Origin of the sequence: Sneathiella sp., from assembly GCF_047631475.1 — a bacterium.
Lineage (GTDB): Bacteria > Pseudomonadota > Alphaproteobacteria > Sneathiellales > Sneathiellaceae > Sneathiella.
Genome location: NZ_JBLHZT010000006.1, coordinates 106860 through 131564, shown reverse-complemented (window position 1 = coordinate 131564; position 24705 = coordinate 106860). Strand labels below are relative to the sequence as shown.

27 protein-coding genes are annotated in these 24705 nt (G+C 50.3%); 17 read left to right on the top strand and 10 right to left on the bottom strand.

Annotated features, from left to right (window positions below):
- The 4 genes from ACJAYR_RS04320 to ACJAYR_RS04305 form a co-directional block, all read right to left on the bottom strand.
- Nucleotides 1–199 (bottom strand): acyclic terpene utilization AtuA family protein (locus tag ACJAYR_RS04320; protein ID WP_415235447.1); only part of this gene is annotated, 199 nt, incomplete at its 3' end.
- Between the two features lie 137 nt (nt 200–336).
- Nucleotides 337–1404, bottom strand: coding sequence for a permease (locus ACJAYR_RS04315; RefSeq protein WP_415235446.1), 1068 nt, complete (start codon nt 1402–1404; stop codon nt 337–339).
- A gap of 53 nt (nt 1405–1457) precedes the next feature.
- Nucleotides 1458–1775 carry an ArsR/SmtB family transcription factor gene (locus ACJAYR_RS04310; RefSeq protein WP_415235445.1) on the bottom strand — a complete coding sequence of 106 codons (318 nt, stop codon included), beginning with the start codon at nt 1773–1775 and terminating at the stop codon, nt 1458–1460.
- A 58-nt stretch (nt 1776–1833) separates the two neighbouring features.
- On the bottom strand, nt 1834–2325 hold the full coding sequence (locus ACJAYR_RS04305) for a DUF2059 domain-containing protein (RefSeq protein WP_415235444.1): 492 nt from the start codon (nt 2323–2325) through the stop codon (nt 1834–1836).
- A 183-nt stretch (nt 2326–2508) separates the two neighbouring features.
- On the opposite strand from ACJAYR_RS04305, the gene ACJAYR_RS04300 reads away from it, so the two are divergent.
- The 14 genes from ACJAYR_RS04300 (at nt 2509) to ACJAYR_RS04235 (ending at nt 16218) form a co-directional block, all read left to right on the top strand.
- The gene (locus ACJAYR_RS04300) at nt 2509–4803 is read left to right on the top strand and encodes a bifunctional salicylyl-CoA 5-hydroxylase/oxidoreductase (RefSeq protein ID WP_415235443.1); all 2295 of its coding nucleotides are present in this window, start codon (nt 2509–2511) and stop codon (nt 4801–4803) included.
- A gap of 3 nt (nt 4804–4806) precedes the next feature.
- On the top strand, nt 4807–5568 hold the full coding sequence (locus tag ACJAYR_RS04295; RefSeq protein ID WP_415235442.1) for an SDR family NAD(P)-dependent oxidoreductase: 762 nt from the start codon (nt 4807–4809) through the stop codon (nt 5566–5568).
- Nucleotides 5565–6071 carry a MarR family winged helix-turn-helix transcriptional regulator gene (locus ACJAYR_RS04290; protein ID WP_415235441.1) on the top strand — a complete coding sequence of 169 codons (507 nt, stop codon included), beginning with the start codon at nt 5565–5567 and terminating at the stop codon, nt 6069–6071. The genes ACJAYR_RS04295 and ACJAYR_RS04290 overlap by 4 nt, the downstream gene beginning before the upstream one ends.
- A complete protein-coding gene (locus ACJAYR_RS04285; RefSeq protein ID WP_415235440.1) occupies nt 6068–6880 on the top strand; it encodes an enoyl-CoA hydratase family protein in 813 nt (270 codons plus the stop codon). Before ACJAYR_RS04290 ends, ACJAYR_RS04285 begins: the two co-directional genes overlap by 4 nt.
- A gap of 2 nt (nt 6881–6882) precedes the next feature.
- Nucleotides 6883–8028 (top strand): acyl-CoA dehydrogenase family protein, encoded by a 1146-nt coding sequence (locus ACJAYR_RS04280; protein WP_415235439.1) that lies wholly within the window; start codon nt 6883–6885, stop codon nt 8026–8028.
- 38 nt (nt 8029–8066) lie between these two features.
- On the top strand, nt 8067–9689 hold the full coding sequence (locus ACJAYR_RS04275; protein ID WP_415235438.1) for an AMP-binding protein: 1623 nt from the start codon (nt 8067–8069) through the stop codon (nt 9687–9689).
- A gap of 95 nt (nt 9690–9784) precedes the next feature.
- Complete coding sequence (locus ACJAYR_RS04270; RefSeq protein ID WP_415235437.1) at nt 9785–10927, top strand: ABC transporter substrate-binding protein; 1143 nt, start codon at nt 9785–9787, stop codon at nt 10925–10927.
- A gap of 81 nt (nt 10928–11008) precedes the next feature.
- Nucleotides 11009–11929 carry a branched-chain amino acid ABC transporter permease gene (locus tag ACJAYR_RS04265; RefSeq protein ID WP_169543661.1) on the top strand — a complete coding sequence of 307 codons (921 nt, stop codon included), beginning with the start codon at nt 11009–11011 and terminating at the stop codon, nt 11927–11929.
- Nucleotides 11922–12911 carry a branched-chain amino acid ABC transporter permease gene (locus ACJAYR_RS04260; RefSeq protein ID WP_415235436.1) on the top strand — a complete coding sequence of 330 codons (990 nt, stop codon included), beginning with the start codon at nt 11922–11924 and terminating at the stop codon, nt 12909–12911. Before ACJAYR_RS04265 ends, ACJAYR_RS04260 begins: the two co-directional genes overlap by 8 nt.
- Entirely contained in the window at nt 12904–13668 is a 765-nt protein-coding gene (locus tag ACJAYR_RS04255; RefSeq protein WP_415235435.1) for an ABC transporter ATP-binding protein, read from the top strand. Before ACJAYR_RS04260 ends, ACJAYR_RS04255 begins: the two co-directional genes overlap by 8 nt.
- Nucleotides 13665–14354 (top strand): ABC transporter ATP-binding protein, encoded by a 690-nt coding sequence (locus tag ACJAYR_RS04250; protein ID WP_415235434.1) that lies wholly within the window; start codon nt 13665–13667, stop codon nt 14352–14354. Before ACJAYR_RS04255 ends, ACJAYR_RS04250 begins: the two co-directional genes overlap by 4 nt.
- A gap of 1 nt (nt 14355) precedes the next feature.
- On the top strand, nt 14356–14775 hold the full coding sequence (locus ACJAYR_RS04245; protein ID WP_415235433.1) for an acyl-CoA thioesterase: 420 nt from the start codon (nt 14356–14358) through the stop codon (nt 14773–14775).
- A complete protein-coding gene (locus ACJAYR_RS04240) occupies nt 14772–15176 on the top strand; it encodes a RidA family protein (RefSeq protein WP_415235432.1) in 405 nt (134 codons plus the stop codon). The genes ACJAYR_RS04245 and ACJAYR_RS04240 overlap by 4 nt, the downstream gene beginning before the upstream one ends.
- Before the next feature lie 67 nt (nt 15177–15243).
- Entirely contained in the window at nt 15244–16218 is a 975-nt protein-coding gene (locus ACJAYR_RS04235) for an NAD(P)H-dependent flavin oxidoreductase (RefSeq protein ID WP_415235457.1), read from the top strand.
- Between the two features lie 57 nt (nt 16219–16275).
- Here ACJAYR_RS04235 and ACJAYR_RS04230 read toward each other — a convergent pair whose 3' ends face one another.
- Nucleotides 16276–16752 (bottom strand): YqaA family protein, encoded by a 477-nt coding sequence (locus tag ACJAYR_RS04230; RefSeq protein ID WP_415235456.1) that lies wholly within the window; start codon nt 16750–16752, stop codon nt 16276–16278.
- A 104-nt stretch (nt 16753–16856) separates the two neighbouring features.
- On the opposite strand from ACJAYR_RS04230, the gene ACJAYR_RS04225 reads away from it, so the two are divergent.
- Nucleotides 16857–17402, top strand: a complete 546-nt coding sequence (locus tag ACJAYR_RS04225; protein WP_415235431.1) for a CARDB domain-containing protein — start codon at nt 16857–16859, stop codon at nt 17400–17402.
- A gap of 66 nt (nt 17403–17468) precedes the next feature.
- Here the strand turns inward: ACJAYR_RS04225 and ACJAYR_RS04220 are convergent, their stop codons facing one another.
- The 3 genes from ACJAYR_RS04220 to ACJAYR_RS04210 form a co-directional block, all read right to left on the bottom strand.
- On the bottom strand, nt 17469–19235 hold the full coding sequence (locus tag ACJAYR_RS04220) for a TRAP transporter permease (RefSeq protein WP_415235430.1): 1767 nt from the start codon (nt 19233–19235) through the stop codon (nt 17469–17471).
- 25 nt (nt 19236–19260) lie between these two features.
- On the bottom strand, nt 19261–20214 hold the full coding sequence (locus tag ACJAYR_RS04215) for a TAXI family TRAP transporter solute-binding subunit (protein WP_415235455.1): 954 nt from the start codon (nt 20212–20214) through the stop codon (nt 19261–19263).
- A 128-nt stretch (nt 20215–20342) separates the two neighbouring features.
- Nucleotides 20343–21305, bottom strand: coding sequence for an NAD-dependent epimerase/dehydratase family protein (locus ACJAYR_RS04210; RefSeq protein ID WP_415235429.1), 963 nt, complete (start codon nt 21303–21305; stop codon nt 20343–20345).
- 94 nt (nt 21306–21399) lie between these two features.
- Between ACJAYR_RS04210 and ACJAYR_RS04205 the strand changes: the two genes are divergently transcribed.
- Together ACJAYR_RS04205 and ACJAYR_RS04200 are read left to right on the top strand one after the other, a co-directional pair.
- Nucleotides 21400–22275 carry a LysR family transcriptional regulator gene (locus tag ACJAYR_RS04205; RefSeq protein WP_415235428.1) on the top strand — a complete coding sequence of 292 codons (876 nt, stop codon included), beginning with the start codon at nt 21400–21402 and terminating at the stop codon, nt 22273–22275.
- A 305-nt stretch (nt 22276–22580) separates the two neighbouring features.
- Nucleotides 22581–23528, top strand: a complete 948-nt coding sequence (locus ACJAYR_RS04200; RefSeq protein WP_415235427.1) for a UDP-glucuronic acid decarboxylase family protein — start codon at nt 22581–22583, stop codon at nt 23526–23528.
- Here the strand turns inward: ACJAYR_RS04200 and ACJAYR_RS04195 are convergent.
- Both ACJAYR_RS04195 and ACJAYR_RS04190 read right to left on the bottom strand, forming a co-directional pair.
- Complete coding sequence (locus ACJAYR_RS04195; protein WP_415235426.1) at nt 23525–24319, bottom strand: glycosyltransferase family 2 protein; 795 nt, start codon at nt 24317–24319, stop codon at nt 23525–23527. The two genes, ACJAYR_RS04200 and ACJAYR_RS04195, sit on opposite strands and share 4 nt — an antisense overlap.
- Nucleotides 24320–24381: 62 nt before the next feature.
- Nucleotides 24382–24696 carry a DUF1272 domain-containing protein gene (locus ACJAYR_RS04190; protein ID WP_415235454.1) on the bottom strand — a complete coding sequence of 105 codons (315 nt, stop codon included), beginning with the start codon at nt 24694–24696 and terminating at the stop codon, nt 24382–24384.
- Nucleotides 24697–24705 lie beyond the last annotated feature (9 nt).

Below are 24705 nucleotides of genomic sequence, written 5' to 3'. Positions count from 1 at the left end.
GGAAGGTCCCGACATATCCCTGATCCGGGTCTTTACGTTTTTTGGAATACAGGATCGACATGGTCAGTTCGGCCAGATAGTCGCCGGTCAGCACATCAATAGGGCCTCCTTCCACCATCTCCCTGGCAGCAGATAACCGGTCACCATAAAAGCCACTGCAATTGGCCACCCTTAGAATGTCTGTGTTTTTTGCTGTCATGCTCACCCCCGGCTTGCCGCCTTTTTATCTCTTTTATTAAAAGTACTATAAATAGAACTTTTGTCCAGAGGCTTTGCATTTGCCGGGAGGCTGTATCAGAGCAGCAGGCCAAATAGAGGCGGCGGTTGATGAAATCCTCACGAAAGCCAGAGCATGTAAAACAAACCAGAGAGAAAGGATCCGCTTGCTGCGAAGAAAAGGTAAAGGGCAAACAACTTTGGCTTTGCAATGGACCAAACGGCCACTGCGGCGGGGATGCTGGTCACGCTACCCGCAAGCATAAATGTAAGGCCTGTTGCCGGGCTCATGCCTAAATCGATCAATCCTCGAATAAGGGGAATAGCAGCGAAACCGTTCAGGTAGGCCGGGACGCCCAGAATGACAGCGGCGGGGAGGGCAAAGAACGAGCTGTCGCCCAACCAGGTGGCGATCATTTCACCGGGAAGGAAGGCAATCATCAGGCTTTCCAGCAAAAATGCGAAGGCCAACCAGCGGCCCAGGAACCAAGCGGATTTTCCGGCTTCCTGAACGAATAATAGATTTCTTGGTTTTTCCTGCCAGAATGCCCATTTGATCTGAGCTTCGCTGACGCTGGGTGCGCCACATGCAGAAGTTCCGCAGGAAGGTTGCGCCATGGGTTTCAGGGCGTTTTCAAGGGCGCCAGAACGGGAGATCAATAAGGTGGTGTAACCGGTCATTAATCCCATTCCAACGGCGGCAACCGTTTTAACAATCGTGAATTCCATCCCCAGACTGGCCGCCGTTAAAACAAACATCTGTGGGTCCATAATTGGCGAGGCGATACAGAAGGCGAGAACCGGAGCGATGGGAACCCCAGCGGCCAGTAATCCCGCGACGATCGGGATTACGCCGCAGGAACAGAAAGGAGATAACGCACCAAACAGCGATGCCATAGCGATCGCCTGCAGGGGGCGTCCTTCAAAAACGCGCGCAACGATCTGATCCGCGCCTGTGGTTTTAAGGCCGGCTGCAAGACCAACGGATAAAAGCAGAAAAGGTAGAATGCCGATTAAGGCATCAAGCGTAAAATCGATACTTTCGGCGGCTTGATCCTGCTGAATGAAAGCAAGCCCGGCGAGGATCAAAAAACCGACCGAGAGCGGGAAATCCAGTTTGCGAACGCATTTTGACAGAAAGGCCAGAAAACTGAATTGTGGTTCCGTTGGCAAAGAAGAAAGAGTCATAATAATTCCACATAACTAGTTTTATAGATATATTTGGTCAAAAAAAGGGGCGGTTACGCCTCTTCATTTTCTGTTTCAAGAACAGCCATTTCTGAACAGCATTCTGCTTCCAGATCTCGAATGACAGTGGTCAAGACGGTCAGTTCCGGACGGCAAATAACCGCACGGCCCTGTTTTTCCTGACTAATTAAGCCAACAGACACCAGCCCTTTAATGTGAAAGCCCAAGGTTGACGCGGGAACGCCAAGTTTGCTGCCAATTTCGCCAATGCTCAGGCCTGCGGGCCCGGCTTTAACAAGAGTGCGAAAAATCTCAAGACGGGTCTGATGGCCTAACTCAGCCAATGTTTGTGCAATATGAACTGTATCCATGATGTTAACATAGCGGTTGTTTGGGTAAATTACAACCATAATACTAGTTATATAGAAATTATTTTTCTTCACTCCTCAAAACCTGCGTAATAATGACCTGCATTTCAGGTTGAAGGCTAGCAAAATAGGCTTTAGCTGCAAGCGCACTTTCCTGGACAATTGCCGGGGTCATAGAGCCCACTTTTTTGCCCACAGGCGTCTGGTAAAATCCGCGCAGCGCTTTCAGTTCCTCTAAGGTAAAGTATTTATGATAAATTGGATAACTGATTTCATTTATCATATTGTCTTTTTTCATGCGTGATTTTGCGAAAAGAACAAATTTGTCGGTCACTTTTTCAGCAACTCCGGGCTTTTGTAGGTTTGGTATTGCCCTTAGTATCTGCGTCAGTTGATCAGTCATTTGGTCGATGCTTTTTTCCGCGGCTTTCTGAGAATTGTTCAATGCCAAAATGCCATCAATGACGGCTTTCTTTTCACTCGTCAGCTCTTCGGCCAAAAGAGGGGACGACGCGAGGCACATCCAGAGAACACATAGATATTTGATTTTCATGGATACTTTTCCTGATCGACTGAATAATGGTTGAGGTAGAATACAATGCATTTAAATACGCGCAAGTATTCTCAGAATGTCCAAATTAGAAAAATATATTTCAAGTTTAAAATTTTAAACTTGAAATACTTTCTCTCATCTGCCACGGTTTAGGTCTAGAATAAAAAACCGAATGGGTGCTGCATGAAGATTGCGTGTTTGGGAGGCGGGCCATCTGGCCTTTATTTTGCGATCAGTATGAAACTGAGAGACCCCTCGCATGACATTACGGTTATTGAAAGAAACCGGCCTGATGATACGTTCGGCTGGGGCGTGGTTCTTTCCGATGAAACCTTGGATAACCTCCAGGAAAATGATTCTGTCAGTGCGGAAGAAATCCGAAAGCATTTTGCCTATTGGGACGATATTGCGGTTGTCCATAAGGGCGAGCGGACAGTCTCAAGCGGTCATGGTTTTTGCGGTATCGGCCGAAAACAGTTCTTAATCCTGTTGCAGGGGCGGGCTCAGGAACTGGGGATCAAGCTTCAGTTCGAAACGGAAGCCGAAGACGTTGAACACTATATGGCCAACTACGATCTTGTGATTGCGTCAGATGGGTTGAATTCCAAAGCCCGCACACGGTTTGAAGATGTTTTCAAGCCTGATATCGATGTTCGAAAATGTAAATTTGTCTGGTTGGGAACGCACCAGAAATTTGACGATGCCTTCACATTTATCTTTGAAAAAACGGATAAAGGCTGGATTTGGGTGCACGCCTATCAGTTTGACGACGATACGGCGACTTTCATTGTTGAATGTTCAGAAGAAACCTATGACAATTTTGGCTTTGCTGATTTAAGCCAGCAGGAAAGCATCGCCCTGTGTGAAAAGATCTTTGCGAAACATCTGGGCGGTCATAAGTTGATGACCAATGCCGGGCATATTCGGGGATCGGCCTGGATTAATTTCCCTCGGGTTCTATGTCAGCGCTGGTCCCACGAAAATCTGGTTCTGATGGGGGACGCGGCAGCAAGTGCGCATTTCTCAATTGGTTCTGGCAGCAAGCTCGCGGTGGAAAGTGCGATTGCGTTGGCTGATTATCTACATTCAGAACCCACCTTGCAGGCGGCATTTGCCAAATATGAAGACGACCGCCGGGTTGAGGTCTTAAAACTTCAGTCGGCCGCCAGGAATTCGCTGGAATGGTTTGAAGAGATCGAGCGGTATCTGGATCTGGATCCTGTGCAGTTCAATTATTCGCTGCTTACCCGTTCCCAGCGTATTTCCCATGAAAACTTGCGTCTGCGAGACCCGAAATGGCTGGAAGGGGCTGAACACTGGTTCCAACAGCAAGCCGGTGCTGATCGTAATTTGCCGACCCGCGCGCCGATGTTTGCGCCTTATCAACTGCGCGATATGCAGCTTAAAAACCGGATCGTTGTCTCTCCCATGGCACAATATAAAGCGGTTGAAGGCGCCCCGACTGATTGGCATTTAATCCATTATGGAGAACGGGCCAAAGGCGGTGCCGGACTGGTCTATGTAGAAATGACCTGCGTGAGTGCCGAGGGCCGTATTACACCAGGTTGTCCGGGGCTTTATCATGATGATCATATTGGTGCCTGGAAAAGAATCACAGATTTTGTTCATGCCGAAACGGACGCAAAGATATGTGTCCAGCTTGGTCATTCCGGGGCAAAAGGCTCTACCCAACTCGGGTGGGAAGAAATGGACGCGCCTTTAAAAGAGGGGAACTGGCCCCTTCTTTCTGCTTCAGACATTCCCTGGTCTCCCAATAATCAGGCCCCGAAATCCATGACGCGGGATGACATGGATATGGTGCGCGATCAATTTGTGGCTGCTGCTAAACGGGCTGAGGCCGCTGGTTTTGATATGTTGGAAATCCATGCAGCTCACGGATATCTGCTGTCTTCCTTTATTACGCCACTGACCAATAATCGGCAGGACGTGTATGGGGGATCGCTGGAAAACCGGATGCGGTATCCTTTGGAAATATTCCAGGCGGTACGGGCAGTTTGGCCGGTTGAAAAACCCATATCGGTTCGTATTTCTGCCAATGACTGGGTGGAAGAACAAGGTATTACGCCCGCAGATGCGGTTGAAATTGCGGCGCTTCTGAAAGAGGCAGGCGTTGATATTTGTGACGTTTCCGCAGGCCAAACCTCCATCAAGGCAGAACCGGTTTACGGCCGTATGTTCCAAACTCCTTTTTCAGACCGGATCCGGAACGAAGCCCATATGGCAACGATGGCAGTGGGGAATATCTACGAGCCGGATCATGTAAACTCCATCCTGTTGGCAGGGCGTGCGGACCTTGTGTGTCTGGCCCGGCCACATTTATCCAATCCATACTGGACATTGCATGCGGCCGCGGGCCTGCAGGACGAGATGACGCGTTGGCCAGACCCTTATGGGCCTGGCGCAGACCAGATGAAGCGGTTGGCAGAGCGGGGCGAAACTCCCGGCATGAAGGTCTAGAGCATGACGGACTTAACAGGAAAGCATGTTCTGATAACAGGCGGCGGCACTGGTGTGGGGCGCGAAATCGCGTTGCAGCTTGCCGCGGCAGGGGCCGCTGTAACGGTTACAGGCCGTCGGCAGGCTCCTCTGGACGAGGTTTCGGCGCAGCATTCGGCAATTCACGCGATTTCTGCCGATGTGACGGATCCTGTTTCCATGGCGGATCTGGTGCGGGAGGCCTCGAAACGTCAGGGGCCGATTGACATCACAATCGCAAATGCGGGCGCCGCCGACAGTAAACCGTTTAATAAAATGACGACTGAAGACTGGACGCAGGCCCTAATGATTAACCTCACCGGTGTTTTTAACAGTTTTCAAGCAACATTGCCGGCGATGGAGCAGTCGGGTTGGGGTCGGTTGATTTCGATTGCCTCAACAGCTGGGCTTAAAGGATATGCGTATGTGTCGGCCTATTGCGCGGCCAAACATGGCGTTGTCGGTTTGACCAAATCACTTGCCTTGGAATTGGCGACTAAGGGCATCACGGTAAATGCGGTTTGTCCGGGTTTTACAGAAACACCCATGCTGGAAAAATCCATCGAAAATATCATGAATAAAACGGGAATGGATCAGGCGGCGGCCATCAAGGCGCTGCAGGCAACCAACCCAATGGGACGGTTTATCCAACCTGAAGAAATTGCCCGAACGGTACTGTGGCTATGTGATGATAATTCGGGATCAATCACCGGTCAGGCTATTTCAGTGTCCGGAGGGGAAGTATGATTGATTTAGGATCAGAAACCTTTTCAACAGAAGATGTCCCGGACGGCGAAAAACAGCGTGTGCGGCTGTGGTTGCGGATGTTGAAAGTCTCCCGCGCCATTGAAGCGGAACTGCGGGAGCGGTTAAGGACCCGCTACAAATCGACGTTGCCGCGCTTTGATGTGATGTCGGCCCTGTATCGTCATAAAGAGGGTCTTAAGATGAGTGAGCTGTCGGCCGCCCTTATGGTGTCCAATGGAAATGTGACCGGAATAATCGAGCGGCTCGTTGGTGAGTTGCTGGTGGAACGGACCCCTATCCCAAGCGATCGCCGCGCGATGCGGGTATGTCTGACTGAAAAAGGCCGTCACGAATTCAAGGCAATGGCACGGGTCCACCAAGGCTGGATTAACGAACTTTTGCAGGATGTTAAGCCCGATGATGCCGCTCTGATCAGTACCCTTCTGGATCTTAATATTACAACAAACCGCGGGAATAACGTTGGTGGTGGAGACAAACAATGACCAAGATGGCAGACCTTAAACCAGAACATTTTCTATGGGAAATGGTAGGCGAGACAGCGGTTATTCGCCTGAATAACCCAGAGCGTAAAAACCCACTGACTTTTGAAAGCTATGCCGAACTGAGAGATACCTTTCGGGATTTGCATTATGCAGAGGATGTGAAGGCTGTGGTCTTTCTGCCCAATGGCGGGAATTTTTGTTCTGGTGGTGATGTTCATGATATTATCGGCCCGCTTACCCGGATGGATATGGCGGACCTTCTTAAATTTACCCGAATGACAGGTGACTTTGTCAAAGCCATGATCAATTGCGGAAAGCCGATTATATCCGCCGTTGATGGTGTTGCGGTGGGCGCGGGAGCAATCATCACCATGGCGTCGGATATGCGCATAGCAACGCCTGCTGCGAAAACGGCTTTTCTGTTTACCCGGGTTGGTCTGGCGGGCTGTGATATGGGGGCCTGTGCAATGCTTCCAAGAATTATCGGGCAAGGGCGCGCGGCGGATCTTCTTTATACGGGTCGGGTGATGAACGCCGAAGAAGGGGAACGCTGGGGATATTACAGTCGCCTGCTGGACGCGGATCAGTTGGAAAACACCGCGATGGAGATGGCAGGCCGGATCGTTGCCGGACCCAATTTCGCCCATTCCATTACCAAAACGCAGCTCAATCATGAATGGTCAATGAGCTTGGAGCAGGCCATCGAGGCTGAAGCGCAGGCACAGGCCATTTGTATGCAGACCCAGGATTTTCACCGGGCCTACCATGCGTTTGTCACCAAAGAAAAACCCGTTTTTGAGGGGAACTGAGCATGTCAGATCGCAGTTTTCTTGATTGGCCCTTTTTTGACGATCATCATCGCCATCTGGCAGAAGAGCTGGATGGCTGGTGCGCTAAAAACCTGCCGGTCGATCACTCCGATGTGGATCAGGCCTGTAAAGATCTGGTTGCGAAACTGGGCGCGGCGGGGTTTTTAACCTATTCGGCCATCGACCCGGATAATCCGCAGCCACTGGATGTGCGGTCCCTGTGTCTCATTCGCGAAACACTCGCCCGTCATGATGGTCTGGCTGATTTTGCGTTTGCTATGCAAGGTCTTGGAACAGGGGCGATTAGTTTCTTTGGAACACCTGAGCAGCAACAATGGTTGCATAAAACCCGGTCCGGTCAAGCGTTATCGGCCTTTGCACTGTCTGAACCGCGTTCCGGTTCCGATGTGGCCAATATGGATATGCAGGCTGTTCTGGACGGCGATCATTATCTTCTTAATGGCGAGAAAACCTGGATTTCCAACGGCGGAATTGCCGATCTTTATTGTGTTTTTGCAAGAACGGGAGAAGCCCCCGGTGCGCGCGGTCTTTCTGCCTTTCTTGTGCCAGCGGAGACGCCGGGTTTGACGGTTAAGGAGCGGCTTGAAGTAATTGCCCCGCACCCGCTTGCAACGCTGTCTTTTAAGGATGTTAAAATCCCTGCTACTGCGCTGATCGGGCAGTCGGGACAAGGATTTAAGCTGTCGATGGCCGTTCTGGATGTCTTCCGGTCGACGGTTGGTGCGGCGGCGTTGGGGTTTGCCCGCCGGGCCTTGGACGAAACAGTAAACAGGGTGCAAAATCGCGAACTGTTTGGGGCGCCGCTGTTTGATTTGCAAATGGTGCAGGGGCATGTGGCGGAAATGGCGCTGGATGTGGATGCTGCGGCATTACTGGTGTACCGGGCGGCATGGACCAAGGATAACGGCGCGGATCGGGTCACACGGGAAGCGGCGATGGCAAAATTATATGCAACCGATCGCGCCCAGGTGGTGATTGATAAAGCCGTGCAATTGCATGGCGGCGACGGTGTCCGTTCCGGATCAGTCGTGGAAGGTCTGTACCGTGAAATACGGGCGTTGCGGATTTATGAAGGGGCATCAGATGTCCAAAAAGTCGTTATTGCGCGTCAGACGCTGAACGGATAGTGAAAACCAGCGTTTGGGAGCGCTGATAAGGAGGTAAAATGCTGGGACCGAGTGCACATACGGATACCTTTACCCGGGATAGTCTGCCACCGGAAGATCAATGGCCTGAGATTAATTTGGCAATGCTGAATTATCCTGAACATCTGAATGTAGGTGTTGAACTTACCGACCGTATGGTTGAGCGGGGATTTGGGGATCATACTGCGTTGATCGGCAATGGCCGCCGCCGGACCTATAAAGAGCTATCCGACTGGACGAACCGGCTTGCCCATGCGTTGGTCGATGAATATGGGGTTAAACCGGGCAATCGGGTGTTGATCCGGTCGGCCAACAATCCAGCGATGGTCGCCTGTTGGCTGGCTGCGACAAAGGCGGGGGCTGTTGTTGTCAATACCATGCCGATGTTGCGTTCGGGAGAGTTGTCGCAAATCGTTGAAAAAGCCAAAATCTCCTTTGCGCTATGTGATACCCGTCTGATGGACGAGCTGGTTTCCTGTGCAAAAACAAGTCCGCATCTGGACAAGGTCGTGGGATTTGATGGCACCGCCAATTTTGATGCAGAACTGGATCGGATTGCATTAAACAAGCCCGTTCGTTTCGATGCGATAAAAACGGGTCGGGATGATGTGGCGCTGCTTGGATTTACCTCTGGCACGACCGGAGAGCCAAAAGCCACCATGCATTTTCACCGGGATTTATTGATCATCGCAGATGGATATGCCCGTGAAGTATTGAACGTTACTCCGGACGATATTTTTGTTGGCTCTCCGCCTTTGGCTTTTACTTTCGGTTTGGGAGGACTGGCCATTTTCCCATTGCGTTTTGGGGCAGCGGCAACCCTGCTTGAAAAAGCGGCACCGGCAGATATGATTGATATCATCGAAACCTATAAAGCAACCATCTGTTTTACAGCACCCACGGCGTATCGGGCGATGATGCAGGCGATGGATGACGGCGCGGACCTGTCGTCATTGCGGGCTGCGGTGTCGGCCGGCGAAACGCTGCCTGCCCCCGTTTATGATGCGTGGCTTGAAAAAACAGGAAAGCCGATGCTGGACGGGATCGGTTCTACGGAAATGCTGCATATCTTTATTTCAAACCGGTTCGGCGATTCCAGAGCGGCCTGCACTGGAAAGCCGGTTGTTGGTTACGAAGCGATGATTGTGGATGAACAGATGCAGGAATTGCCGCCCGGCGAGGTCGGTCGTTTGGCGGTTCGGGGCCCGACCGGGTGCCGGTATCTGGCGGATGATCGGCAGAAACACTATGTTCGAAACGGGTGGAACCTGACCGGCGATTCTTTTTCAATGGATGAAGACGGTTACTTTCATTTTGCCGCCCGCTCAGATGATATGATCATTTCGTCTGGCTATAATATCGCGGGCCCGGAGGTGGAGGCCGCACTTCTTGCCCATGATGCCGTAAGCGAATGCGCGGTTATTGGTGTGCCGGATGCGGATCGCGGACAAATTGTGGAAGCGCATATTGTATTGAACCCAGGTTTTGAAAAAAATGAAGCGCAGAAAAAACTACTTCAAAATCATGTGAAGGCAACATTGGCGCCTTATAAATATCCAAGATCTGTCATATTCAAAGAAAATCTGCCAAAAACGCAAACTGGTAAAATTCAAAGATTCCGGTTGCGAGCGGAAGAAATATGATACCATTCTGCGTATCGTATATAAAAAAGTAGACGAACAAATTGATTGTTTTGGGAGAAACAATCTCGATGGAAATAAAACAGGGAGAAGAGTAGATGAAAATAGCTAAATTAGTCGGAGCGGGTCTTGTTGGACTGAGCATGGTCGCCGGATCGGCGCTCGCAGAGCCTGTTAAAGTGGGGATGATCACCACTTTGTCCGGTGGTGGATCTGGTTTGGGAATTGATGTCCGTGATGGTTTCATGCTGGCTGTGAAACAGGCAGGCAACAAGGATCTGAGCGTTGTCATTGAAGATGATGCGCGCAAACCGGCAACGGCTGTTCAGATTGCGGACAAAATGATCCAAAGTGAAAAAGTTGATATTTTGACCGGTATTATCTGGTCAAATCTTGCCATGGCAGTTGTTCCAAATGCCGTTGCGCAAAACAAAATCTACATTTCACCAAATGCGGGCCCATCCCAATTGGCTGGTCAGGGCTGTCATCCAAACTACTTTAATGCTTCGTTCCAGAACGATATTTTGCCAGAAGGTATGGGCGCCCATGCCAATAAAGCGGGATTGAAGAAAACCTTCATCATGGCACCAAACTATCCAGCGGGCCGTGATGTTTTGAACGGCTATAAGCGCTTTTACAAAGGTGACGTGGCAAAAGAAGTTTACACAAAACTCGGTCAGAAGGATTATGCGGCTGAAATCGCACAGATCCGGGCGTCTGGTGCAGACAGTGTCTTTGTCTTCCTGCCAGGTGGTATGGGGATTGCGTTCATGAAGCAGTATGCGCAGTCAGGTGTTAATATCCCAGTAATGGGTCCAGCTTTCTCGTTTGACCAGGGCATTCTGAAAGCCGTGGGTCAGGCCGCTGTTGGTGCGATGAATACATCGCATTGGTCAAAAGATCTGGATTTTCCTGGAAACAAAAAATTTGTTGAAAGCTTCCAGAAGGAATATGGCCGGTTACCTTCTTTGTATGCTGTTCAGGGTTTCGATACTGCAAGCCTGATTTTGTCCGCCATGAGCAAAGCCAGCATTAAAGATACGGACGCGTTCCGTGCTGCGATCAAGGAAGCAGATTTTGACTCGCCACGCGGTAAGCTGAAATTTGGAAATAACCAGCACCTTATTCAGAAAATCTATGTACGTGAAGTGATCAAGGAAGGCGACATCTACACAAATAAAGTGGTCGGTGTTGCGCTTGAAGAGCATCAGGACAGCTATGCTGCAAAATGTAAAATGTAGGCTTTAACGCCAATTTCGGGATTGCAGTGGTTGCTGCAATCCCGCTTTTTTTCCTTAAATTATGTCCGATTTGGATTAAGTATGTCGTCAGCGCTTCTTATTGAGCAATTGCTCAACGGCCTGCAGTTCGGGGTGATGCTGTTTCTAATGGCAGCGGGTCTTACTCTTGTGTTTGGAGTGATGGGCCTTATCAATCTGGCTCACGGGTCCCTTTATATGGTTGGTGCATTTGCCTGTGCATGGGTTGCCAACATTACTGGATCGTTCTGGTTGGGAATAATGGCGTCTCTTGCTGCCGCCGCGGCGGCCGGGGCCATTGTGGAAATAGCCGTGATCCGTCGTTTATATGAACGCGATCATCTGGATCAGGTCTTGGCGACCTTTGCGCTTATACTGATTTTTTCGGAAGGTACGCGCTGGCTTTTTGGCTCTTTCCCTCTTTTCCTGAACGTACCGGATCTGCTGGCCGGTCCAGTTATGCTTCCCGGCGGCATCCAATATCCGCTTTATCGCCTGTCCATTATCGTCATTGGCGGCTTGGTAGCGTTAGGGCTTTATCTGCTGATTTCAAAAACCCGTTTGGGCATTCGCATTCGGGCGGGCGAGTCCGATCGGGCGATGATCGCCGCGTTGGGGATTGATATCCGGCTTCTTTATACAATCGTGTTTGCTCTGGGCGCCGCACTCGCCGGATTGGCGGGCGCTCTGGTGGGCGCGATACAGTCTGTGCAGGTGGGGATGGGCGAGCCGGTCCTGATCCTTGCCTTTGTGGTGATTGTAATCGGCGGGATCGGATCCATTAAAGGGGCGCTTGTGGGGGCCATTCTTGTCGGCATCGTCGACACAATGGGCCGGTTTTTGCTGCCCGCTTTTTTCCAGTTGTTCATGGAGGCTGTTCCGGCCACGACCATCGGATCGGCACTGGCCTCAATGCTTATTTATATTTTGATGGCCTTTATTCTTATTGTGAAGCCGCGAGGTTTATTCCCTGCCAATGGTTAAGTTGAATAAAGAAATTGGCATTAATTGCCTGTTGGCCGTTCTGTTGTTATCAGTTCCCTTTGTGGCCCTAGCTGTAAAAGAGCCATTTTATATCACGCTGGCAACGAAAGTCACCATTTTGGCCCTTGCTGGGGTGGGGTTAAACCTGGCGCTCGGATTGGGCGGCCTGGTCTCTTTCGGGCATGCCGCGTTCTTCGGAATTGGGGGATATGCGGCGGGTATTCTGGCCAGTCATGCCTTGAATTACGAACCCATTATGCTGTCACCTTTTGAGCTGAACGGCACAACCCAAATGCTGATCATTTGGCCAATAGCGATACTGGTGAGTGGTCTGGTCGCGTTGCTGATCGGGTTTTTCAGTCTTCGGACGGCGGGCGTTTATTTCATTATGATTACGCTGGCTTTTGCGCAGATGATTTATTATTTCGCGATTTCATGGCCGGCTTATGGCGGGGAAGATGGTCTTTCCATTTACGTTCGAAACAAACTCCCGGTGATCAATACACTTGATCCGATCAGTTTCTTTCTTGTCACCTTTGTGATTCTGATGTTGGTGATCGGTCTTGTTCATGTCTTGAAAAATTCACGTTTTGGTGCGGCCCTCCAAGCGGCGCGCCAGAATGAGGAACGTCTGGCGGCTGTTGGCATTGCACCGTTTAACATTCGCCTTGTGGCGTTTGTGATTTCCGCCATGATCACCGGCCTTGCCGGGGCCCTGTTTGCCGATCTGAACAGGTTTGTTGATCCCACGATGCTTTCCTGGCACATGTCTGGCGAAATCATGATTTTTGTTATTCTGGGGGGCGTTGGCCGATTGTTTGGCCCGGTCGCTGGGGCGGCGATGTTCATTTTGTTTGAATCTATTTTTGGCGGATTAACCGAACATTGGATGTTGTTTCTGGGAGCGGTCCTCTTAACCGTGGTTCTGTTCGCCCGGGGTGGCTTAATTGGGTTCTTTGCAGGGAAGGCACGCCATGACTGAAGATACTGCGCTACCGGTTCTGTCGATAAAAAACCTTTATAAATCCTTTGGCGCCCTGAAGGCGACGGATGATGTAACACTGGAATTATATCCGGGTGAAATTCACGCGTTGATCGGGCCAAACGGGGCGGGTAAATCCACCCTGATCAAACAGATTTCCGGCGACTATCAATCAGATAACGGCAGCATCCATTTCTTTGGTCAGGATATGGCTGGAATGGGGGTTGCAGAACGGGCCCGAGCCGGCCTTGGCCGGACTTTTCAGGTGTCGTCTCTGGCGCTGGAATTTTCTGCGTTGCGGAATGTGATGCTGGCTGTGCAGTCCAAAGCCGGATCCAGTTTCCGGTTTTTCAAATCTGTTATGAACGACAAGCGTCTGTTGGATCAGGCTCGGGTAATGCTGGCAAAGGTTGGTCTTGAAGACCGGGCCGATATTCCGGCAGCTGAACTCTCCCATGGGGAGCGCCGCCAGCTTGAAATTGCCATCGCGCTTGCGTTGGACCCAAAGGTTTTTCTTCTGGATGAGCCGATGGCGGGTATGGGACCGGAGGGGTCAAAAAACCTGACAAACTTCCTTGATGGGTTGCGCAAGCAGGCCCCTATCCTTTTGGTAGAGCATGACATGGACGCTGTTTTCAGTCTGGCCGACCGGATTTCCGTGTTGGTTTATGGTCGGATCATTGCCAGCGGTACGGTTGATGAAATTCGGGGGCATCCGGCCGTGCGAGAAGCATATCTGGGAGGCGAAGCCACATGACAAACCTTCTTGAAGTATCCGCAATCGAAACCTTTTATGGACCATCACAGGCGTTATTTGGTGTCGATTTGACTGTCGGTGAAGGACAGGTTGTTGCGTTGATGGGCCGGAATGGCATGGGTAAAACCACCACAATCGCGTCGATCTGCGGTCTGGAAAAATACCGCAGGGGCAGTATTCATTTTCGTGGGCAGGATCTTTGGACGCTTCCCTCTCATAAGATCGCACGGTTGGGTGTAGGGCTTGTTCCGGAAGGGCGGCGCTGTTTTCCAAATTTGACAGTCTATGAAAACCTGATCGCCGCGGCGCGGTCGGGAGACTGGACCTTGGACCGGGTTGCGGATCTATTTCCGCGCTTGAAAGAACGTTATAGTCAATATGCCAATACTTTATCTGGCGGCGAGCAACAGATGCTCGCGGTTGGCAGGGCCTTGATGACCAATCCGGAACTCTTGATCCTGGACGAAGCTACCGAAGGGCTTGCCCCGGTTATTCGTCAGGAAATCTGGCAGGCGGTGCGGAACCTGAAAGCAACCGGGCAATCCATTCTGATCGTTGATAAAACCCTGGCAGAATTGTTGCCGATTGCCGATCAATGCGTAATTCTGGAAAAAGGGACTACTGTCTGGGCGGGAACCCCTGATCAAATGACACGGGATATTGAAAACCGATATCTGGGCGTGTGATATGACACCTTTTCGGTATCAGCAGCAGGTTCTGTTCCAGCATTGTGACCCGGCGGGTATTGTATTTTACCCCCGATATTTTGAAATGGTGAACGCAACGGTTGAGAACTGGTTTGAAAAGGTTCTGAAGGTTCCCTTTGCCGATCTTCATATGAAGCGGCATTCGGCGGTTCCAACGGCGACGATCAAGACCACCTTCAAGGCCCCCAGTCGGTTGGGGGACGTGTTGATGATTGATCTGTCGGTTGAAAAAATCGGAGGCGCCAGTCTGGATCTTTCGCTGATAGCAACTGCAGAGACACAAACAAGATTTGAGACATTTTTAACCCTTGTCCATATGGATATGAACAGTGGCAAGCCAACAGGCTGGCCCACAGATATTCGGACTGTTTTGACTAAACTGATGGAAGAAGCATCATGAGCAATGACATTATTCATCCCGAAGGCTGGAAAGCCGCAAAAGGATATGCCAACGGAATGTCGGCCCCTGCTGGTGGCCGGGTTATCTATGTCGGCGGGCAGATCGGCTGGAACGCAGATCAGGTCTTTGAAGTTCATGATCTGATCGGACAAATGGAACAGACGCTGAAAAATGTTCTGGCGGTTGTTGAAGCCGGTGGCGGCAAGGCTGAGGATATTGTTCGCCTGACATGGTATCTGACAGATAAAAAGGACTATATCGCCAAGCAGCGTGAGGTTGGCGAGGTTTACCGAAAGGTAATGGGGCGTCATTTTCCGGCAATGGCAATGGTTCAGGTTGCCGACTTAATGGAAGATGAAGCCTTGGTCGAAATTGAGGCTACGGCTGTTTTGCCTGCCTAGAGAAGAAACAGGCTTGCGATTATTTCCCGGTTAATCTAGCTTTTTAGGGAACCTTTTTTCCGAGGAAATAATAATGAAAACAAGATTTACGGAAATGTTCGGGGTCGAACATCCTATCGTTCAAGGGGGCATGCAGTGGGTTGGCCGCGCAGAATTAATCGCTGCCGTTGCTAATTCAGGCGCCCTTGGTTGCCTGACAGCCTTTACTCAGCCTTCGCCAGAAGAACTCACTAAAGAGATTAATCGGGTCAAGGATCTGACGGATAAACCATTTGCCGTCAATTTCACAATTTTGCCGACACTGAAACCCGTTCCCTATGATGAATATATGGACGCAATCGTTCAATCGGGCGTCAAAATCGTCGAAACGGCGGGAAACAGCCCGAAAGTGCATATGCCAAAACTGAAAGAGGCTGGCATTAAAGTGATCCATAAATGCACCTCTGTGCGCCATGCGATTTCAGCTCAGAAAGTCGGTGTGGATGCCATCAGTATTGACGGTTTTGAATGCGCAGGACATCCGGGTGAAGATGACACACCCGGCCTGATCCTGATACCGCGTGCTGTCGATCAACTGGATATTCCTATTGTCGCCTCTGGCGGTTTTGCTGACGGCCGGGGTCTGGTCGCCGCTTTGGCACTGGGGGCCGACGGCATTAATATGGGAACGCGCTTTATGGCAACAAAAGAAGCGCCGATCCATCAGAATATCAAAGAAAAGATTGTCGCGGCCAGCGAGCTGGATACGTCTCTTATTTTCAGAACCTTGCGCAATACATCGCGGATGTTCTCAAATGGCGTGGCGGCAAAGGTCATCTCTATGGAAGCTGAAGGCAAACAGATCGAAGAGATCGGTCCGGTTGCCAGCGGGCAACGGGGACGCCTTGTCTATGAAAATGGGGATGAAGAAGCCGGTGTCTGGTCTGCCGGGATGTGCATTGGTCTGGTCAAAGACATCCCAACCGTCGAAGAATTGGTGCATCGGATAGTTGCCGAAGCTGAAGAATTAATCGAACAGCGGTTTTCTTCCATCGTGGCCTGATCGTTCAAAAAGGAATGAAAAAAAACTCGGTAGGCTGTCCTGCCGGGTTTTTTTATATCAGAAAAAGAACTCAATCCCCGCGATAATCAATCCGTAGCGGAAAAGTTTCCCGGCAGTGACAAGGATCAGGAAAAGCCAGAAAGGTGCCCGCAGAATGCCCGCGACAACTGTCAGCGGATCCCCAATAATGGGCAGCCACGCAAACAAAAGGGACCAGGTGCCATATTTATTGTACCATCGGGTGGCTTTCTCGATCTGTATTGCCGAGACCGGAAACCATTTTTTATCCTGAAACTGCATCAAAAACGTTCCGCAGATCCAGTTGAACACAGATCCCGTCACATTTCCCGCTGTTGCAAAGATCAATAATAAAGCGGCGGAATAACCGCCTTTATAAACAAGTGTTGTCAGTAGCGCTTCTGAGGATCCGGGAAGCAGGGTGGCTGACAAAAAAGCACTTAAAAACAATCCCAGATACGCGTCCACATTCCCGCCTTTTTCGAACCACTGCGTAAGATCTACCCAATAGCACAGATCCAATCTTTTTTGGTCCTGTAAAAAAAATCAAAAAAAATTTGAACGATTAACGGCGCGCCGACGACCTACTGGTATCACATTCAATTAAGGGATACTAAATTATGAAAAATATGCTTCTTGCTTCAGTCTTCGCCGTTGCCACACTTGCTACTTTTGCCACAACGGCAACAGCCGCCAATCCAAACGGTCCAAAACCAAAATGTCCGTTTGGTCAAATTCCAGTTTTGGAAATGGGATCTTATACCTGCAAGGACCTGACAATCAAAGCACCGGGCCGGGAAACAGAAAACCAGGCTGGTTCCGCCAAATTCGCGGCTGTTAAAAAACCCGCCCGTGCCAAAGCAGACTTCGTTATTCTGTCAGCCACACGGGTTGGTGGTTCCGATACGAAATTTGGTGTTCAGATCAAAAATCAGGGAACTCAGGCGACATCAGGCGGCTTGCTGCAAGGCCTGAATATGGGACAGGGCGGCGGCGGTGCCACAGCCTATATGCCGAAATTCAAAGCCGGTGAAACAAAATTTGTGTTTGTCGATTTCAAAACATCCAAATTTGAACGAAGTGACCGGATCCTGTTCGTGGCAGATTACAAAAATAATGTGCCGGAATCGAAAGAAAACAACAACAAATACGCCATGAATTACTAATTTTTGGGGCGCTTGTAAAAGCCAATAAAAAGGGTCTGGTCCTGCCAGGCTCTTTTTCTGTGTTCCCTAGAAGGGAAGCAAAAAGATACCCATAAAACCGCTTGCGACCAAAGCCACCCGCAGGATCATATTGAGCGGGGCAATCATCCCATAAGAGATCGCGCCAAGACTGATCCCCACTTTGATAAACTGGATGCCTGCTGAAACAGGATTATCAGCAATAGCGATCAAGTCGGGGTTCGCAATCAACGCCAAGGGAATAATATACAGGCCCAAACCAAGTGCCATGGCATAGATCGATACTTTCAACCAGTTCTCACCGACCATCCCCGCAGCTATGAAAACGGCACCGCAAACCGGCGGTGTAATGGTGGACAGCAAGGCAAACCAGAATACGAAAAGATGGGCTTGCAAGGGCGCGAGACCCAGTTGTTGCAACGCAGGTCCTGCAACGGAAATGCAGATCACATAGGCTGCCGTTGTTGGCACTTCCATTCCCAGAATAAGGCACGCACCGGCGGTCAGAAGCAAGGCTGGCCATAACATCTGCCCTGACCCTGACAGGATAAGGGAAGTGATCTTGATGCCAAGTCCGGTTGCCCCCAGAACACCAATGATCAACGAGGCGCAAAGAATGATCGATGCGATCATGGAAACCTGTTTCCCTGTGTTCAGGCAGGTATCTTCCAGTCGTTTCGCCGTTTTGCGAATATCAAATTTCAGCTTTCCATCAATAAGGAGCAAGAGGAAAGCGGCCAGAATGGCGACGGACGCAGCATATTGCGGTGTAAAACCACCAATGAACATCCGCTCCAGCAGGATTAAAAAGGGAACTGCAAAGAAAGCCGTGGTGATCAGTACTTCTTTGCGGGCAGGCTGCTGATCTTCAGGCAGACCTTTTAATTCAAACCGGCGGGCAAAGGCATTAATTCCAAACCAGACCGTCATAAAATACAAAATGGCCGGGAATATTGCCGCTGCCATAATGCCGGTATAGGGAATACCGGTCAGTTCGACCATAACAAACGCGCCAGCCCCCATTAAGGGGGGCATGATCTGACCGCCGGAGGAGGCGACGGCCTCGACAGCGCCGGCCAGTGCTTTGGGATAACCAAGTCGTGTCATGGCCGGTAATGTGATGGCCCCGGTTGAGGCCACATTTGCCGAGGCAGAGCCTGAAATGGATCCGAACAGGGCCGAGGATAAGGTTGAAACTTTGGCCGCTCCGCCCTTCAACCGGCCTGCGGCGGCAGTGGCAAGGTTCATAAAGCCCTGGCCGGCTTCTCCCGAGTTAAGGACGGCACCCATTATGACGAAAACCGCAACAATTGACACCGAAACGCCCGTCAATTTACCCCAAAGGCCGCCTTCAGCAATGGTTAGATTGCCCAGAAAACTTTGAAGCGGGATACCGGGGTGGCCAAATTCTCCGGGCAGGTGCTGACCAAACAAGCCGTATAAAAGGGCAAGGGCGGCAACCAGTGGGAGTGGCCAGCCAACGGCACGACGGGCCATTTCAAGGGTGACCAGCACCAGCGTGATGGCCACGCCGGTTTGCAGGGGGCTGTTCAGGAAACCGTATTGATCAGAAAGCGCGGCTTCGTTGACAGCCACATAAAGGATTGCGGCCGACCCTGCAAACGTGATGACCAGACCCCAAAGTCGATCCAGAGTGCCGCTAGTGGTAAACAGAAAAATCCACGGGAGCGCCAACAGCATGTGCAGCGGACGGGAAAGCAGATTAGGAACAAGGCCCGAAAAAATCAGGCCAAGGTGAAAGAGAATTGAGGCAGCACCGAGCGCCACCCAGAAATAACGGCCCGGTGCTGACATATTCTAAACTCCAAACAGGGATAGTTTACTGGGTAGATGCCGGAACGTCGATACCAGCTTCTTTGTAGTATTTCAGGGCACCCGGATGAATTTTGCCGGTGATATTGGTCAGCATCTTGCCAGAAACACCGTTCCACCAGGCATTATTCTCGCCGAGTTTGGCTTTTTGTTCCCAATAGGTTTTTGTAAGGGCATAGGCGGTTGCATCATCCATATTGGTCGTCGTGTAGGCGACAACCGGCAGGGATGTTGTATTGATCTCGGTGCCAACGCCTGCATAGGTATCGGCTGGGATGGTCAGCTTCGTCCGTTTTGTCTTTTTGATCTGGTCGTCGGACAGGGACAGAACTTTTACGCCTGTGCCCGCTGCGGCTTCAATGACATTGGGCGCAGGATACGAACCGGCCGTCACGAAACCATCAATCTGCTTGTTTTTAAGGGCTGGTACTGCATTGGATAATTCCACATCGGCCAGCGTTACCTTGCCTTCAAGACCAAACAGTTTCAGATATTTAGCACCTTCGCGGGCACCGAAGGAGCCTTTGCCGATCAGAATGGTTTTTCCTTCCAGATCGGAAAATTTCTCAATGCCACTGTCGCTGCGCACAACAAAATGCATGGTCAGGGACGGGATCGGGAACAAGGCACGAATATCGGCAAATTTCGGGTTCTGTTTGTCCTTGAACATTGCTTTGCCCGCATTGGCCAGTTTGACCAGTACAGGAGGCGTGGTGAAAACATAATTTCCCGGGCGAACAGTGGCTTCCATGACGTTTTGGACAGATCCTTGGCTCTCTTCAACGGTCACGATGATGTCGCCGTTAGAGCCTGCTTTCATGCCTTCGGCAATTTGAACCGCCATCTGGTAGTAGGAAGACGAGCTCTTCGCTGATTTATAGGTGACCCGCGTTTCAGCCTGCGCCGCAGTTCCAAAGGCCATGGATCCTGCGATCACAGCGAGGGACAGAGTTTTGATCATTTGAGCACGCATTATGCTTCCTCCAACAGTACGTTTCTTAGGCTTTATCGCCTTTATAATGCGGCATCATTCCCGATTTTTAGGAAAAAGACAAGCAGTTGGTGGATATCAAACAAACATAAGAACCCCTAGTCAGCTGTCTGTTTCCTGAGCAAATCCTGATATCCAAGATCTTTCAGGCTTTGGGCCAGTGCCAAGGGCAGAGGTGTTTGCTTTTTGTTACCGATTATTTTTGAGAGGCGCGTGCCATCCAGACGATGAGGCGTAAACCAAAGATAAGACATTTTGGCAATTTCCGCCCACATTTTTATGACGATGCCGCCCAGCCTCAGAACGGGCCAGGGCACTGTTTTTTGTGTCAACGATCGCTGGGTTATTCTTTCCAATGCGCCGTGCAACTGATGGCCGGTTAGCGTATGCCCTTCAAATGTAAAACAATCGAACGCCCCCAACTTTGTATCCTGATGGACCAGGCTGACAAAGGCATCGGCCAGATCTGGAAGATAGGCCCAAGCGTGATTGATCTTAGGATCGCCCGGATATTGAAGGATGTTCTTGTGCAATTTGGCAACGACGATCAGATCAAACCAGGATCCGGTTTTTTCACCCCCAAAAAAGTCGCCGGCTCGAATGATCCGTGTTCGCACGGCCCCATTTTCCGCGTACCGCCGAAAAAGCGTTTCCATTTGTAGGCGGATGATCCCCTTTTCCGTCGTCGGATGCATCGGGGTTTGATCGTTTAATACGGCCGGCATGGCCGCGCCATATCCGTAGACATTACCTGGAAATAAATGCACTGCTTTTTCAATCGCAGCCGCTTTCATGATGTTTTCTGCCATCGGTAAGGCCTGGGTCCGCCAATCTGTGTAAAGAGGGTTGAGACCGTTAAAGATGAAATCAGCCCCTTTCGCGGCTCGGATCACATCTTGCTCATTTAATGCATCGGCCTGACGATGTTCGATCGAAGCCGCAAGCCCTTCGACATGGCCGGAACGGCTGACGGCTACAACGTTAAAGCCAGCGGATGCGAAATGTTTGGTTACTGTGAAGCCCAGTCTGCCTTGGGCACCGAATATAATGATGGTTTTCATTTGTTGTCTCCTAACAAGATGAAACCAATTTATATGTTTATTAATGAATGGTATTCAGGATGTATTGGATATTTAATATGCAAAAATGAATGATATGGACTGGAATCTCGTTCGCTCTTTTCTCTCTGTCGCCGAGACAGGAACCCTTACCCATTCTGCTGACGCGCTGAAGATCAGCCAGCCCACCCTTGGTCGGCATATCAATGAGCTGGAAAGCCAGCTGGGCGTGTCGTTATTTGTCAGAGGCAGAAGTGGCATGCGACTGACCGAGGCGGGCTACACTCTGGTTGAAGATGCCCGGCAAATGGCAGAGGGCGCGAACGCGTTTATGTTGAAAGCAGCGGGAAAGTCTGAAAGTTTGAAGGGAAGTGTTCGCATTACCGCCAGTGAGGTTGTGGCGACCTATATTCTGCCACCGATCTTGGCGGATCTGAAATGTCTGGAGCCAGAGATCGAATTGGAGATTGTGGCAAGTAACAAGGTGGACAATCTTTTATCCCGGGATGCGGATATCGCCTTGCGGATGGTTCAGCCCACCCAAAATGATGTGATCGTGCGAAAAATAACGGAGATTTCTATCGGGTGCTTTGCGGCCAGATCTTATCTGGATCATTGGGGCGTTCCAAAAAATGCGGAGGATCTACTGACCCATCAGCTTGTCGGCTATGATCGAAATGATCTTATTCTTCGGCAAATGTCCAGTATGGGATATTCAGCCGCGCGCAGCGATTTTGCAATTCGTACGGATGATCAGGTGGTGAACTGGGAATTAGTTAAGGCGGGGGCGGGGATTGGTTTCGGCGGTGTCTTTCTGGCAAGCCAGAGCCCTAACCTAGTGCGCCTGCTTCCTGATTTGGCATTGCCTGAACTTCCAATGTGGCTTGCCTCTCATCAAGAGCTTCGGACCAATATGCGGATCCGTCGGGTCTCTGACTTTTTGTATGAGGCGTTAAAGGCACTGCCGTTTTAACAGTCAACGGATTAGGGGTGCCGCCGGACATTTACCGGTAAGCCGGACACCTGTAAGGGATGTTTGGGTTTCCGATCAGCCAGAGGATATTACGGAAAAGGTGAGTTTTTCTGAGTATAATTTCAGTTTATCGGTGTAAACGAAATGCTCTGATGCGCCATGGGCAGACTCAGGATAGGATATGGAGCTGTTCTACGGCCGGGATCACAGGGGTCGCCAGTTTTTGGGAGGCTGGTCGGGATTTGCAAGAAGATAAACCAGCCAGATTATAGGCTGATGGGGACGAAGAAGAGGGGGGGGGTCGTATGACGATCGATAAAAAAGTACTGGTGACCGGAGGGGCTGGTTTTCTAGGGTCTCATCTGTGCCAGCGATTGGTTGAACAGGGCAATGATGTTCTTTGTGTCGATAATTTTTTCACCGGCCGCAAAGTCAATATCCTGTCCTTGCTCGATAAACCCAATTTTGAATTAATGCGGCATGATGTGACCTTGCCCCTGTTTGTAGAAGTAGACGAAATCTACAATCTCGCCTGTCCCGCGTCTCCGGTTCATTATCAGTTTGATCCGGTGCAAACCACGAAAACAAGTGTTCATGGCGCGATCAATATGCTTGGACTCGCAAAACGTCTGAAAGCTAGAATACTTCAGGCGTCGACCAGCGAGATTTATGGAGATCCAGAAATTCATCCGCAACCTGAAGAGTATCGCGGGCGGGTAAATACTTTTGGACCCCGGGCCTGTTATGACGAAGGAAAGCGGTGTGCGGAAACGCTGTTTTACGACTATCACACGCAACATGATCTACAGATAAAGGTCATGCGTATCTTCAATACATTTGGTCCGAACATGCATCCGGATGATGGCCGTGTTGTGTCTAACTTTATTGTAAAAGCCCTTAAAAACGAACCGATCAGCATCTATGGGGATGGCCAGCAAACCCGGTCATTTTGTTATGTGGATGATCTGATTGACGGCATGGTTCGCCTGATGGCAACGCCGGACACAGTTACCGGTCCGATCAATGTTGGCAATCCAGACGAGGTAACGATCCTTGATTTAGCCCGTCTCGTTATTGATCTGACGGGATCGAAATCCGAATTGATCTATAAGCCGTTACCACAGGATGATCCTCTGCAACGATGCCCGGATATTGGCCGTGCGAAAAAATACATGAACTGGACGCCCGAAATCGCCTTGGAAGACGGTTTGAGAAAAACAATTGCGTATTTCGACCGGCTATTAGCAGACTAATCAGTGGATGATTTCGTCGTTTTTTTGAGATGGGCCTTTTCTGCCTGATAATATTGCCACAGAATGTTTGTTCGGCGCATTTTGTAATAGACAGTTGCCCGGTGGGAAGCGCCATAGCTTTTCGTTGCGCTCAGCCCATCAAAAAATCGGCGGTCGGCTCCAGCGAGATTTTGTGCCCCTTCAATTTCCATAGACCATAAATGCAGTAAATCTGCGCAGGCCAGTTTATCAATCAAAAGGGTGTTGGGGTCGCAAAATCCGCCCTGAGTTCCCTGCATAACCCCTTTATTCGGGCCCACAGAATGCCATTTATCCAACGTAATCTTGCCGCCTGTTTCTTCATCAAGCAACCATCGGTACGAATAGGCCCATTGTTTGTCCTGGATGGCGTGCATAAGAAATTTCAGGTGGTTCTGATGCCAAAGATTATCGTCGTCCAGATAGGCTACATACTGGCTGTTTGCCAGAAAGGATAGAATTGTTCGAAGGGCCCCGCCATCTTGTGCCGTATGGACACCGCCGTGACGGGTTGCCGTGGAATATCCCGGATTAAACACCGTGAGTGTCATTCTTTCCGGGATATCTTTTTCCAGCATGTCAAGGATCGCCGGGTCACCGGTCAGGCTATCAATGCCGATCAGGATTTGAACGGTTCCGTCAAAGCTTTGCTGATAAATGGAGGCCACAGCCTCTAGCAGACTGGGTCTTATAATGGTCGGCATGACCACAGCCACATCAAACACGGCTTCAATTTCCTTACTGTTCCCTGATCGCATTGGCCCCTCGGTCATTTCAAACCCAATTGCCTTATAGTCATAATCTAGTTGGGGAATTTGGAACAGTGTAAATGGTGTTATCGGTCTTCTGGCAGTATTTTTTCGATCCGCTGAACATGGTCTGCAATTTCTTCCGCCGAGAACGAACAAGTCACCCGCTTTGTTGATGCCGGATGATGGCCCAGCCCAAGCGAATATACTGTGCGCCAGGCTTTCTTGGGCCGAATGGGGCGGGGGACAAAACCGCCACCACATTTCAAACAGACATTATGTAAAATACGGTCAACGCAGGATTTGCAATAGGTACATTCATAGCTGCAGATCATGGCCTCAAGTGAGGCAGGTGGAAGGTCTTTATTGCATAGTTCACAGTTGGGTCGAAGTTCAAGCATCATGATTTC